This window comes from Massiliimicrobium timonense (genome assembly GCF_002160865.1).
Taxonomy (GTDB): domain Bacteria; phylum Bacillota_I; class Bacilli_A; order Erysipelotrichales; family Coprobacillaceae; genus Allocoprobacillus.
The window spans coordinates 68,399-82,767 of record NZ_NFLJ01000008.1; the positions used below are offsets into that span (position 1 = coordinate 68,399).

General features: G+C 30.9%; 15 protein-coding genes. 1 reads left to right on the forward strand and 14 read right to left on the reverse strand.

Going from position 1 to position 14,369, the window contains the following annotated elements:
• Positions 1 to 70: 70 nt before the first annotated feature.
• From ppdK to B5E75_RS04075, 4 genes are all read right to left on the reverse strand, one after another.
• Positions 71 to 2,707: a pyruvate, phosphate dikinase gene (gene ppdK / locus B5E75_RS04060; protein WP_087357507.1), complete on the reverse strand. Its 2,637-nt coding sequence runs from the start codon at positions 2,705 to 2,707 to the stop codon at positions 71 to 73.
• Positions 2,708 to 2,858: 151 nt separating this feature from the next.
• Positions 2,859 to 4,421, reverse strand: coding sequence for a DEAD/DEAH box helicase (locus B5E75_RS04065; RefSeq protein ID WP_087357508.1), 1,563 nt, complete (start codon positions 4,419 to 4,421; stop codon positions 2,859 to 2,861).
• A gap of 139 nt (positions 4,422 to 4,560) precedes the next feature.
• On the reverse strand, positions 4,561 to 6,165 hold the full coding sequence (locus tag B5E75_RS04070; RefSeq protein ID WP_087357509.1) for a bifunctional folylpolyglutamate synthase/dihydrofolate synthase: 1,605 nt from the start codon (positions 6,163 to 6,165) through the stop codon (positions 4,561 to 4,563).
• A 41-nt stretch (positions 6,166 to 6,206) separates the two neighbouring features.
• Entirely contained in the window at positions 6,207 to 6,533 is a 327-nt protein-coding gene (locus B5E75_RS04075) for a cyclic-di-AMP receptor (protein WP_087357510.1), read from the reverse strand.
• 234 nt (positions 6,534 to 6,767) lie between these two features.
• Here B5E75_RS04075 and mutY point away from each other — a divergent pair, with 234 nt between their 5' ends.
• A complete protein-coding gene (gene mutY / locus B5E75_RS04080; protein WP_087357511.1) occupies positions 6,768 to 7,793 on the forward strand; it encodes an A/G-specific adenine glycosylase in 1,026 nt (341 codons plus the stop codon).
• Between the two features lie 279 nt (positions 7,794 to 8,072).
• Here the strand turns inward: mutY and B5E75_RS04085 are convergent, their stop codons facing one another.
• From B5E75_RS04085 to rpsU, 10 genes are all read right to left on the reverse strand, one after another.
• On the reverse strand, positions 8,073 to 8,516 hold the full coding sequence (locus tag B5E75_RS04085; protein WP_087357512.1) for a GNAT family N-acetyltransferase: 444 nt from the start codon (positions 8,514 to 8,516) through the stop codon (positions 8,073 to 8,075).
• A gap of 99 nt (positions 8,517 to 8,615) precedes the next feature.
• The gene (locus B5E75_RS04090) at positions 8,616 to 9,287 is read right to left on the reverse strand and encodes a suppressor of fused domain protein (protein WP_087357513.1); all 672 of its coding nucleotides are present in this window, start codon (positions 9,285 to 9,287) and stop codon (positions 8,616 to 8,618) included.
• Positions 9,278 to 9,724 (reverse strand): VOC family protein, encoded by a 447-nt coding sequence (locus B5E75_RS04095; RefSeq protein ID WP_087357514.1) that lies wholly within the window; start codon positions 9,722 to 9,724, stop codon positions 9,278 to 9,280. Before B5E75_RS04095 ends, B5E75_RS04090 begins: the two co-directional genes overlap by 10 nt.
• A 31-nt stretch (positions 9,725 to 9,755) precedes the next feature.
• A complete protein-coding gene (locus B5E75_RS04100) occupies positions 9,756 to 10,259 on the reverse strand; it encodes a DUF4240 domain-containing protein (RefSeq protein ID WP_087357515.1) in 504 nt (167 codons plus the stop codon).
• A gap of 66 nt (positions 10,260 to 10,325) precedes the next feature.
• Positions 10,326 to 11,438: an ankyrin repeat domain-containing protein gene (locus B5E75_RS04105; RefSeq protein WP_087357516.1), complete on the reverse strand. Its 1,113-nt coding sequence runs from the start codon at positions 11,436 to 11,438 to the stop codon at positions 10,326 to 10,328.
• 10 nt (positions 11,439 to 11,448) lie between these two features.
• Positions 11,449 to 11,781, reverse strand: coding sequence for a DUF3784 domain-containing protein (locus B5E75_RS04110; protein WP_087357517.1), 333 nt, complete (start codon positions 11,779 to 11,781; stop codon positions 11,449 to 11,451).
• 105 nt (positions 11,782 to 11,886) lie between these two features.
• Positions 11,887 to 12,861, reverse strand: coding sequence for a PhoH family protein (locus tag B5E75_RS04115; RefSeq protein ID WP_087357518.1), 975 nt, complete (start codon positions 12,859 to 12,861; stop codon positions 11,887 to 11,889).
• A complete protein-coding gene (locus B5E75_RS04120; RefSeq protein ID WP_087357519.1) occupies positions 12,821 to 13,786 on the reverse strand; it encodes a sporulation protein YqfD in 966 nt (321 codons plus the stop codon). Before B5E75_RS04120 ends, B5E75_RS04115 begins: the two co-directional genes overlap by 41 nt.
• The gene (locus tag B5E75_RS04125; RefSeq protein WP_087357520.1) at positions 13,767 to 13,970 is read right to left on the reverse strand and encodes a YabP/YqfC family sporulation protein; all 204 of its coding nucleotides are present in this window, start codon (positions 13,968 to 13,970) and stop codon (positions 13,767 to 13,769) included. Before B5E75_RS04125 ends, B5E75_RS04120 begins: the two co-directional genes overlap by 20 nt.
• 58 nt (positions 13,971 to 14,028) lie before the next feature.
• On the reverse strand, positions 14,029 to 14,211 hold the full coding sequence (gene rpsU, locus B5E75_RS04130) for a 30S ribosomal protein S21 (protein WP_087245930.1): 183 nt from the start codon (positions 14,209 to 14,211) through the stop codon (positions 14,029 to 14,031).
• Between the last annotated feature and the right edge of the window lie 158 nt (positions 14,212 to 14,369).

A 14,369-nucleotide genomic window follows, 5' to 3' on the forward strand; every position in this document is an offset into this window, starting at 1 on the left:
TTATACCATAGTTAAACACATCCGTCGATAAAAAAAGGTATGATAATCAATCATACCCTTTATAAGAAAATTATTCAATTCCCATTTTTTCTTTAACAGCAGCTTGTGCAGCAGCTAAACGTGCTAATGGTACACGGAATGGAGAACATGAAACATAAGTTAATCCTAATTTATGACAGAATTCAACTGTACTTGCTTCTCCACCATGTTCACCACAGATTCCAAGTTTGATATCTGGGCGTGTTTTCTTACCTTTTTCAATAGCAATTCTCATCAATTCACCAACACCTTCTTGGTCAACTTTAGCGAATGGATCAGATTCAAAGATTTGTTTACTATAGTAATCACCTAAGAATTTAGCAGCATCATCACGGCTGAATCCATAAGTCATCTGAGTTAAGTCATTTGTACCAAAGCTAAAGAATTCAGCTTCTTCAGCAATCTTATCAGCAGTTAAAGCAGCTCTAGGAATTTCAATCATAGTACCTACTTTGTAAGGTAATTCTACACCTGCTTCAGCGATAATCTTATCTGCTGTATCACAAACAATTTTCTTTACATATTTTAATTCATGAACATCTCCAACAAGAGGGATCATGATTTCAGGAACAACATTTTGCCCTTCTCTATTCACTGCAATAGCAGCTTCAATAACAGCTCTTGTTTGCATTTCAGCAATTTCTGGATAAGTTACAGCTAAACGACAACCTCTGTGTCCCATCATTGGGTTGAATTCTTTTAATGATTCAACACGTGCTTTTAAAGCTTCAAAAGTCATTCCTAAGCTTTCAGCAAGTGGTCTGATTTCTTCATCAGTATGAGGTAAGAATTCATGTAAAGGTGGATCCAAGAAACGAATAGTTACTGGATAAATTTCCATAGCTTTAAATAATTCTTTAAAGTCACTTCTTTGATAAGGTAAAATCTTTTCAAGTGCTTCTCGTCTTGCTTCTTCAGTTTCAGCAGTAATCATACGTCTAAAATTGAAAATTCTTTCTTCTTCAAAGAACATATGTTCTGTTCTACAAAGACCAATACCTTCTGCACCAAATTTACGAGCTTGTAAAGCATCTCTAGGTGTATCAGCATTTGTACGAACTTGTAATTTACGTACTTCGTCAGCCCATTCCATGAATGTTTCGAAATCACCACTAATTTCTGGTTCAACAGTTTTAATTTGTTCACCATAAACATTACCAGTGCTTCCGTCTAATGACATATAATCACCTTCATGATATTGTTTACCATCAGGTGTAGTTAAAATTTTATTTTCTTCGTCAATCTTTAATGAACCACATCCACAAACGCAGCAAGTTCCCATACCTCTGGCAACAACTGCAGCATGTGATGTCATACCACCACGAATTGTCAAGATACCATGAGCAATATTCATACCTTCAATATCTTCAGGTGAAGTTTCAAGACGAACTAATAAGATATCTTGAACACCATTCTTTGATGCTTCAATAACATCTTCAGCAGTAAAATAGATACGACCAGTAGCGGCACCTGGAGAAGCAGCTAAACCAGTAGCTACAACTTGTGCACAACGTAATGATACATCATCAAAGTTTGGATGTAATAATTGATCTAATTGTTTAGGTTCAACTTTTAATAAAGCTTCTTCCTTAGTAATCATACCTTCATTAACAAGATCAACAGCAATCTTTAAAGCAGCAGCAGCTGTTCTTTTACCATTACGTGTTTGAAGCATAAATAATTTACCATCTTCAATTGTAAATTCCATATCTTGCATATCTTTGTAATGATCTTCAAGAATTTTATTGATTTTTACGAATTGATCATAACATTCTGGCATAACTTCTTTTAAAGTATCAATTGTTTGAGGTGTACGAATACCAGCAACAACGTCTTCACCTTGAGCGTTCATCAAGTATTCACCATATAATTTCTTTTCTCCTGTAGCAGGGTTTCTTGTAAAAGCAACACCTGTACCAGAAGTTTCACCACGGTTACCATAAACCATTTCTTGAACGTTAACAGCTGTTCCCCAGCTTCCTGGAATATCATTTAAACGTCTATAAGTAATCGCACGATCATTATTCCATGATCTAAACACGGCTTTAATAGCTTCCATCATTTGTACTTTTGGATCTTGAGGGAAATCTACTCCAGCATGTTTTTTGTATTCATTTTTATAGATTTCAACAACTTCTTTTAAATCATCAGCTGTTAAATCAGTATCAAATTCAACACCTTTTTCTTCTTTAACTTTATCAAACATATGTTCAAATGAGCTTTTTGGGAATCCCATAACAACATCAGCAAACATTTGAATAAAACGACGATAGCTATCATAAACAAAACGAGGATTTTGAGTCACTTCAGTAAATCCTTTAGCCACTTCATCGTTCATTCCTAAATTTAAAACTGTATCCATCATACCAGGCATAGAAGCTCTTGCTCCAGAACGTACAGAAACAAGTAATGGATTATGTGCATCTCCCATTGTTTTTCCTGTAATTTTTTCTAGTTCAGCAAGTTTTTCATAAACTTGGTCTTCGATTTCTTTAGTAATCACTTTCCCGTCTTCATAATATTTAGTGCAGGCTTCTGTTGTCACAGTAAATCCTTGAGGTACAGGCAAACCAATATTTGTCATTTCTGCTAAGTTAGCCCCTTTACCACCAAGTAAGTTACGCATGTCTTTATTTCCTTCACTAAATAAGTAGACATATTTTTTCATATAACTTCCTCCTTTGTTACTACTTTTCATATTATACACTATGTGAGTGCTTACATTCAACAAAAAAATGAGCGAATTTTAAAAAAGTGGAGAATCCAATTTTTAGGTTTCTCCACTCTATCATAAATTCATTTGAACTCATCATTCTTTTTTATTCTTCCTGTGCCAATTCCAGACGTACACGTCTTCCTTTTATTTTTTGATTATAACAATAATCTAATACCTTTTGAGAAGCTTCTGGCGTTAAATTGGCAAAACTGAATTTCCTTTTAATTGTAATCTCACCTATATCTTTTTTAGAGATTTGGGCATAACGCAAAAAGAAATCAATAATATCCTTAACATTAACCTTATCCATTGAACCTACACTCATAAAAAGACGTTGCTCATTTTTATGTATGTCCTTAATATCCTGATAATTATAACCCACACGTTTTGAATAACACATTGCCAGCAATGCAGCCATTACATCATTTCTCATATGTGCAGGAATATCTTTCACAATTTTCTTGAACGGTTCCAAATTTCCTTTGAGAACAGTATCCTGAACATCAAACAAAAGTTCTTTGATTTTCTGATCAAAAATATCTTCAATCGCCGGTATCTCTAATTTTTCAATATGACTGTTTGTATGCTTTTCAATGGCTTTTAAGAAATTCTTTTCACGAGCTGTCACAATAGAATAAGCTTCACCCTTTTTGTTTGCACGTCCAGTTCTTCCAATACGATGAATATAAAGTTCTTCCTCTTGAGGCAATTCATAATTAATCACATGTGATATATTATCCACATCAATTCCTCTTGCAGCCACATCTGTCGCAACCAGATATTGAATCTGCCCATTTTTAAATCTTCTTAATGTATTCATTCTTTGATTCTGTGATAAATCACCATGCATCGCTTCTACATTATAATGTTTTTGTTGCATAGCAGCAACAACTTCATCAACTGAGCGTTTTGTTTTACAAAAGATAATGGTATTATCCATTTCACGAGAATCTAAAATACGGCATAGAACTTCAAAACGACGATTCACTTTCGTTTCAAAATAATATTGTGAAACAGTTGAGGCTGTCATTGTCTTAGCTTTAATCTGAATATGCTGATAGTCTTCTTTCATGTAGAAACTTGCAATTTTTTTAATATCACTTGGCATCGTTGCTGAAAACAATACGGTATGTCTTTGTTCTGGAACAGTCTGCAAGATTGTTTCAATATCATCAATGAATCCCATATTTAACATTTCATCTGCTTCATCCAAAACAAGCCAGTTGACATGATCTAAACGTAACGCTTTACGACGCATCAAATCCAGCACACGACCCGGTGTTCCTACAACAATATCTGCTCCTTTTTTTAAAGCACGAATCTGTTTTTCAATTTCACTTCCACCATAAACACTCACAATTGATAAACGTGTATATTTACCAATACGTCTTAATTCTTCGTCAATCTGTAAGGCCAATTCACGTGTTGGCGATAAAATTAACGCCTGAACACCTTGTTGACTTTTTTCAATACATGAAAGCAAAACACTACCAAAAGCCAATGTTTTTCCTGTTCCTGTTTGTGCCTGTCCAATGATATCTTTTCCTTCTAATAAAACAGGTATGGCTTTTTCTTGAATCGGTGAAGGCATCACATATCCCATCATTTCAATTCCCTGTAAAACCAGTTTTGATAATCCTAAATCATAAAAAGTTTTTTGTTGCATATAAACCTCTCTTTCATCTACTCTTACACATTCACCTTCATCCGACAAAATCAAGGTCAATGTCATTCAAAAGAAAAGTCAGGAAAAGATTTTCCCGACCGACTTTCCTAATGGATAATATCATACTCTTTACGAAAACTCAACTCTTTCTTGTATTTTTTTGATGTTGTAAAATATATGGTCTAACTTGTGCCAGAAAATAAAGAGAACCTGTAATAAAGACAACACCTTGATGCAAAAAAGCTTCATCAATCGCTTGATGCCAATCTTTTTGAATTTTAACTGGAAAATCCTCAGCTAGTTTTTCAACCGTCTGCGCACGATAAAAGTCAAATTCACAAACAGTAATATCATTGGTCAACTTAAGCAAACATTCCATCATAGCATGAGTATCTTTATCTTTTAAAGCACTAAAAATAATTTTAATATTTTTGTACTTACAGGCTGATTGATAAAAAGCTTCCATTCCTTCTAGATTATGAGCACCATCAATAATCATCAACGGATGATGACTCACAATTTCAAAGCGTCCTGCCCAGACAGCTTCTTTTAAACCATCTAACAACTGTTTATCATCAAAAGCCAAATAACCATATTCTTTTAAATATAATAAGATTTCAATTGCTAAAGCACTATTTTGACATTGATAAATGGCACTTGTCTGTAAAGTGATATGATATTGTCGATAATCATATGTCAGATATTCTTCATGATCTTGAATATTTTGAATATCCTGTACTTGAATCAATGGACTATGATGCAACTGACAGATTTCTTTAAAAACATCTAAACAGTCTTGTTTTTTTTCACCTGTAACATAAGGAATCCCCTCTTTAACAATCCCTGCTTTTGTACGAGCAATTTTTTCATAAGTATCACCAAGATATTCAATATGATCCAAACCAATATTTGTATTGGCACAAATCATAGGATAGATGATGTTTGTTGCATCCAATTCGCCACCAAGCCCAACTTCAAAAATCGAAAAATCTACACGATGTCTTATAAAAAACATAATCGCAATAAAAACTTCTATTTCAAACATGGACAATTCATACTGCAACCATAAATCCATATATCTATTCGCATAAATCATCATTTCATCTTCTTGAATATGCTGATTATTAATACGCATAATTTCCAATCTTGTTACAAGTACCGGGGATGTAAAAGTTGCAACCTTATATCCTGCCTTTTGTAATACTGAACGAATATAATTTGTTGTGGACCCCTTCCCATTTGTTCCACCTATATGAATAGATTTTAATAATGTTTGAGGATTACCCATATCTTTCATAAAGCGTTTAAAATTATCTAAAGCGTAAACACGTTGTTTTTGGCTGGCAATAAAATCATGAACCTGCCCATAAGAAGTAAAACGCTTATGAACAGAGTGATGATAAATCCATCGCTTTAAATCTATTTGTTTTTGAAATCCCAAATCTTCATAGACATCATCCCATTGTGTTGAAAATGATACGTATAAATCATCCTGCGTTAATGTCAGACTCATACGAATTAACTTTGAAGCAATCTCTTTTTGATGATCATTTTTTTCAACCCAAAGATAAGCAATCTCTTGAAAATGAGAAATCCCAATAGCCCCAATCATATCATCTTCAAAGGCCCCAATAAAAAATAGATTTTTCTGATAAGAATCCATCAACAAATCTAATACGATTTGATCATCTATTCTTTTTATAGCTTCTTTAATTTCATGTCCTCTTAATATTCTTAATTTCACTTTATACTCCTTTACAAATAAAAAACAGCCAAAGCTGTTTTTTAAATTTTTTCAAAACGATCAACGTCTACAACAAAAACAGTTGCTCCACCAACAAGTACATCTACCATGATTGGTGTAAAGAATTCTCCCATTTCAGTAGGTGGAACTGTTGGTTCTTTTTCCACACGTTTTCTTGCATGAGCTTTAATAATCTCAAGTGCTGGATCTACCTTATCATCATTTGTTCCAATAAAGAAAGTTGTATTCCCTTTCTTTAAAAAACCACCAGATGTCGCTAACTTTGTTACAAAGAAACCACCTTCAGTTAATGCTGTTTGAACTGAATTACTATCATCATTATTTACAATTGCAATTATGAGTTTCATAGTCTTGCTCCTTTCTTTCTTCTATCTTATCACTTTTTTGAGATAAGTACAATTTTTTTAATTGTCTTCTCGCATTTCTCATATTTTTTCAAAATATACAAACAACAATCATTGATAATCAATATCTTTCAAATATCCGTAAAAGAAGTTTATTCCTTTTTAAACTTTCACATTCCACTTATCACATGCTTTTCATTTTTAGATATTTTATAGTATAATACGCATGGTGATTTGATGCAAAAGAATATACAAAACAATTTAATAACATGGTACAATAAAAACCATCGGCATTTCCCTTGGCGTGAAACAAAGAATCCTTATTATATCTGGATTAGTGAGATTATGTTACAGCAAACAACAACCGAAGCTGTGATTCCATATTATACACGCTTTATTGAAACATTTGATACAATAGATAAACTTGCGAAAGCATCACTGGAAGATGTCTATAAATTATGGGAAGGGCTTGGTTATTATCGTCGTGCTAAGCATATTCATGAAACAGCACAATTCATTTGCGAAAACTTTCATGGACAATTTCCTGCAACCTATAAAGATATTTTAAATTTAAAAGGAATTGGACCTTATACTGCTGGTGCAATCTGTTCTATTGCTTATGGCATGTCTACACCAGCCATTGATGGCAATGTTTTAAGAATTATCTCTCGATTATATGCTTTGACAGATAATATTGCTCTTACAAAAACACAAAAAAAGATTTCTCAAATTGTAAGTGAATTATTGATTGGCTATGATGCTTCATCTTTTAATCAAGGATTAATGGATTTAGGCGCAACAATTTGTCGTCCTCTCAATCCTCAATGCCAAAATTGTCCCATTGCTGCTTTTTGTAAAGCAAAGGAAATAGGACAACAAAAAGTATTACCCATTTCTATCAAAAATATAAAACATAAAGAACTGAATTACATAACAGGCATTATCACTTATCAAGATCAATATCTGATGATTCAAAATCCTGCTGGATTATTAGAAAATTTATATGGCTTTATTCAATATGAATTAGAAAGTCCTTATCGCTTCATGGAAGAATTTGAAAAACAATATCATCTTCCTTTATCATTGGTTTCTTATCACGGACAAGTCAAACATGTCTTTACCCATCGTACTTGGCATATGCATATTTATCATTTTACTCTTTCTCATCCTTACAATACGATGTATCATTTAGAAGATATTTCCCAGATTCCTGTTTCTACTGCTCATTTAAAAGTCTTAAAACATTATCTTAAACAAAAATAAAAGTGGTCACTGATCACTTTTATTATATGTGTTTATACTATTGAAAAGGACTATATCTTCATATTAAAAATATATCTGTTTTTATAAAATATCAATATTATAAAGATATAAGCCAATCAAAGGCCCAATTAACGTTCCAACAAGAAGTGCTTTATAATGGATTTGTCTTGATTAATTTCTCATCAGTCATTTTCTCTTTTTTTATAACTGTTAAAACACCGACAATCAGCATCACTATTTTTAGATTTTATATCTTATCATTACATCAAAATATTATTTTTATAGTTTTCTTTGTAAATAAATCATATCTTTCAACTGTACTCCCATTTCGAATATTGGATGATCATAATAATCAATAAAAAATTTTTCAATCTTATGTGAATACGTAAAACCACATTTTTTATAAAACGGAATTGTCAAAGGACTATCGCCAGTTCCCACCTGTAATAAAGAATACTTTTCTTTATATTTTTCAGCGATATAATCAATCAAAAATTTACCATACCCTAATCCTTGATATTTTGGCAATATAGCAAGATTTTTTATTTCAAGTATTCCATGACCAACATCAACAACAACACATTCTCCTTTGACACAATGGTCCTCTAACACATACATTATTCCTTGATTAATATAACGATCAATCATATCTTCTTGTTCATCTGCCAACAACAATAAAGATAAATACTGTTTTTTATGATCATGGACTTCTCTTATTATCATTATACTCTTCTCCTCTAAGAAACTTATAAAAATGAATAACTTTAAAAATGCTTATACTTCATCATAAATGCATATATATTTTTATAATGACTTACAATCTCAACCATAATTTCTTCTATGAATATTAACGATCGGAATCAAATCTTCATCATCAAACAAATTCAACAAAGTTTCAGCATTATGTTTTTGTTTAAATTCTAATTCTTCTTGATAAAGAGGAAACAACTGATAAAAATTAATTTTGCCTTTTGTCTTCATTCTTAAATCCAAATCATGCCCCTCTTTATCATAAACATCCACTAACATCATACTACAAAATTGTGTGTTACTTGCATAAGGTGTATTATCCTCATCAGAAGATACAGTATGTCCATAGCCAAGCCATGTATGACATTCTATTGGCAAACGCGCTAAAATTTTTAATTGTCTTATAGGCCAATAATCTTCTTCTTGGCTTGAGTTAATATCCCATGTCGCAGGAAGATATAAAACCAGCTCTGCTCTTTCTAACTCATATTGTTTTAATCTATCTGGAACATTCATTTGATAAGCTCCCATGCCCATTGTAATTAATTTATAATAAGGTTGTTCATTTGTGGGAGGGACAATAATTATATCTAAATGAATATCAGTAGATACAATCTCATGAAACACTTCTTGGTAGTTACCAAATGTTTCTTCAATATATTTTTCATATTCATCCAGTTCTTTATCCGTATACAAATACATATGATCTGTTTTTTTCTTTTTTAACTTATCTATTAATCCCATATTGTGTCATCTCCTTCATAGTGACCTGTCACTTCTAAAATGTTACCATCTGGATCAATCACATCAAAATAATAATAAGGCATATGTACATTCACATACATTATTTGAGAAACTTCTCCAATTCCTAATGACTTTATTCTTTGATATTCACTTTTTAAATCATTAACTTCAAAATTAAAAACGACAATATTATTCTTTTTATACTTATCTTCATTAAAAAAATTATCAATATAAGCTTGATTAAAATGAATATCATGAGATTCTTTGATAAGTTCCTCATCATATTTCCTATTATAAAGTGCTAATAAATTGCCACAGTCAAAAACAATCCATCTGTTATCATTTTGATATAAAGGTTCTTTTTGTAAAAAGAACTTATAAAATTGTAACGATTTTTCAACATCTTTCACACAGATATAAGTTGTTGATAATCTCATAAACATCCCTTCTATTCACTATTATTCTTTTTTACATAAAATTTTTGATAGATTTATTTTGTATAATTCTTTTCAATCTCGTTAGAGAAATCCTTTTTTCCCATCCATCCTTATTACTTCCAGTTTCATATGATATTGCTGGAAGATGAGGATAATATTCTAAAGATTTATGATGTTTCATTTTCCATGCTCTTTTAGGAACATACAGAAGGGATTCAAATTCCTTTGTCCATAAATCTTTGTTTTTTCCTTGTTTTACATTTATATAGTATTTTTCACCATTTATTAGAGCAACACAACGAGAATATAGGAAAGTATCAGCATTATGATGATAATATTTCTTAGCTATCTTGAAATTTTGAAGGGTATCTAATTGATACAACAAATCTGTCATTATATCCTCAAACATAAAGATTTCATCGTCTTCTTGTTGAGATAAAAATTTTATTAAAGGTGCTAAAACTTTTTCATCATTCCCTTGTTTAGACCAAGCACATTTTGTCATAATGATATCAAAAAAATCATGTTTATTCACTATACCCACTTCCTTTCTTTTCTTACTAACCTACTAACATATTCTTTTTATGTTTGTAAAGTATTTTTATCGATTATAATCGACATGATCTAATGATAAAGGATATGGATTCAAAAGAACCCATTTGACACATAATTGCGTCAACTTATCCAAATCATCTTCCTGAATATGATTGATATTGTGAACTATTTTTTTCAATTCTCCTATTTCTATTTGTGAGAGTTGATGTCCACAACGACAGTATGTTAGTAATGAATCCGCCATTTTCTTAAATTCTTTATTCCAATTTATTCGGCCATTATGATTAATTTCATATGAGAGTTTCCCTGAAATTCTAATAACCTCTCCTTGAATAGTAGATGCGTGACCTAAAGTTGGAACAAGCAATTTCCATAATTCTTCATGCTGATCTTGCCATTGTTTGGCTTTAACTCTGATTTTAGATTTCCCATCATAGATAATCCTTTTAGGAACTGGTTCAACTTTAAACAATCGATATAATTCCATCAAATTTTCTTCAATCTCACCTATACTATCCTTAGAAATACAATCTCTAAACCATTCAAAGTCTTCTCCTATCCTTTTTACTTCTTCTTTTTCTTTACGTGTTAATCTAGCTCCATGTTCTAATAAATAATGAACGATTTTTACCAAATCGGGAATATTTCCATTTTTCGTATATTTCATTGCTTTTAATAAAGGTGTTTCTCCATTACTATTTAAAGCATTAACCCTTGCTCCTGATTCAACCAGTATCTTCATATGATCAATTCGAAAAAAACAAGTTGCATAAAATAACGGGGTATTTCCCCATGAATCAGTAGCTTCTATATTTGCTCTTAGTTGAATTAAATATTCAGGATGTCCATGAGGGTTAATGACTTGATGATGAAGTGGATGTTTTCCAAATCTATCTTCATATTCAATATTTGCTCCATTTTCAACTAACCATCTCATTAAATTTTCAGATAATTCAAAAGACAATGCATTTGTTTTGTCATAACCTCCATAAGCATTAATATCACATTTTTTAAAAACATTTTTAATTTCTTCTTCATTACCTCTTTTTACAATCTCATCAAAATCTTTAATCAATGTTTTTCTTTTAGAAGATTTCTTTGCTTTTGATATATTTTCTTTCTTATCAATCTTCTTTTTTATTTTATTTAATAATTTCATATAAATCATCCTATTTATCATTATCTATAAAAAACTTTTTTATAAAAGAGCCAATAGCCCAAACAATAAAACTCATCTCAAGTAGTCGTATTATCCATATTAACCATTCTGTTTCTAGTATTATATCAATAGCAATCAATAATAACACTAACGATAAACCACTAAAAACAATTGCAGATTGTCTATAATGTGGAGTTTTATTCATTTTCTCTTTTTCTTGTTTTGACGCAAAAATATATGTATTGTTCAATAAAAAGCCTTTTTCTCTCCAATGTAAAAAAGAAATAAAAAAGCAAATAACAGCAAGCATTAAAACAACAATAAATACTATAGATTTTGCCATATTTTTCCTTCTTTCCTAAATATATCTTTAACTTATACTCATTATAACATATTCATTGCATTTACCTATCATTTTCTTTCTAAATAAAAAAACTGTTGCACATCATCAACAGTTTATATCATCATGATTCTTTTCATCATTTTCATAACGTTCAATAATTCTTTGAACAACAGGATGTCTGACAACATCTAAGGCTGTTAAATATACAAAACGAATACCCTTAACATCCTTTAATATATGCAAAGCTTTCTTTAAACCACTGACAACACCTTTAGGTAAATCGATTTGTGTAATATCACCAGTAATAATCATTTTAGAATGAAAACCAAGTCTTGTTAAAAACATTTTCATTTGTGCATCAGTCGTATTTTGAGCTTCGTCTAAGATCACATAAGCATCCTCTAATGTACGTCCACGCATATAAGCTAATGGAGCAATTTCAATAATCCCTTTTTCAATATAACGCTCTGTTTTTTCCTGCCCAAGCATATCATATAATGCATCATAAAGCGGTCTTAAATATGGGTCTACTTTCTCTTTTAAATCTCCAGGCAAAAATCCTAAGCTTTCACCTGCTTCAACAGCTGGTCTTGTTAAAATAATTTTTTGAACTTCATTATTTTTTAAGGCCTGTACAGCAAAAACAACAGCTAAATATGTTTTTCCAGTTCCTGCCGGTCCTATTCCAAAAACAACATCATTATGTTTTAATGCCTGATAATATTCTTTTTGACCTAGAGTTTTAGGATAAATCAATTTTCCATTTGTTGTGCGTGCAATTTTGATTTGGTAAAGTTCATCAATCATATTTAATTGATGATTTTTAGCCAGATTCAAAGAATACATAATATCTCTTTGACTAATTGTCTTTCCCTGCTTGACAAGTGCCAGTAAAGTACGAATCATATCTTCAACCTGCTGATTCTTTTCTTCTGTATTATCCATAACGATTTCATCACCACGAACAATAAGTTCACATTGCATTGCTTCTTCTAATAAACGTATGTTTTCTTCTTGGCGACCAAAAAGTCTTGATATCTCATCCATCGTGCATGTTTCTAGTTTTAAGATTTTCTTCATTCTTTTCTCCTTTAACTGCAATATCTTCAATCAGTGTATAATGCATCTTTAACGTTATTTTACTACGATTTCTTGTCATTTGTAAAACATTTTCTTTATCAATATGAGCTCCTGCAGGGATTTGACTACGAATCTTTAACAATAATTGATAAAAGACATCTCCTTGATCTTGTTTCAAATCTTTGACACTGGCTTCATATTGATGAAAAGTATAGGCATAAACATGTCCTTCAACAGGAATAATCTTCGTTTTATTTTGAGTAGAAATAATTGTATTTTCAACTAATAAATCTCCCTTTTTGACATAATCATTTTTCTTGACCATAATATTTCCACTTTTCACATCCAATGATTGAATCATTCCATCTTGACTGGCATATAGATTACGATAATCTTCTTTTTTTATATGATCTTGTTTACGTTTTGTATATTCGACATGAAAGACACTTCCTGTCTGATAAATATTCATATATTCTATTTGATCTTTATATAAATCTTTCAATTGTAATAATAAGTCATTTAAATGTTCATAGCTTTGAAGCGGTTTTAAAAAAGTAATATTTTCTTTTTCTAAAGTTTCTTTGATACTTTGATTCACTTGAGGTAATGTTCCATCAATTTGAATATCAAAAATAAGATAAGAACTCATAAATAAACTTATGAAGAAAAAAAGCACACCTATAAAATTTAAGTGTTGTCTTGATAACAAAAAGATATATTTTAATAATCCTTCTGTTTTTATATAATGATAGGGATATGTCCATTTTTTGAAATAATATCTTTGATATACTGGTAAATAAAAATAAAATTGATGATCATGTTTTTGAAAATGAGATAATTGAAGTTTATGATCTCTTGCAAATATTAATAAATGATAAATTAACGATTCATCAATACAATAATAATCATACCCCATTTTCAGCATATTCAATCACTTTCACATATCCACATAAACGTATCTCTTTTTCATCATAATAGGACATCTGTAAATCCTTTCCTCTCACAATCAAATCATAGCCTTGCATTTGAATTTTAAACAGATGACAGTCCATCATTAAAACCTCATGATAATCATAGATACAAATTTTATCTTTATCAATAACCAGCACAATACCACCTCAGTGGAATATATGATATCAAACAAAAAAGAAGAACCAAAAGTTCTTCTTATCTTTGTTTACCTTTATTTTTTCTAGCAGCTTCTGATTTCATTTTACGTTTTAAACCAGGCTTAACATAAAATTCTCTTTTACGAGCTTCTGCAAGGGTACCTGTTCTAGAAACTTGTCTTTTAAAACGACGTAATGCATCATCTAATGATTCATTTTCTCTTACTACAGTTTTTGCCATATTGAACTTCCCCCCTTTACTAATACCAAATACATGCGTTATTATACATTGATAATAACAGAAAATCAAGTTTTTTTATATAATTCACATCTGTTTCTTTTCGTTTTTGTACTTTATTCGTGATTCATCAAAGAAATTCCTGATGAAGTCCCTATACG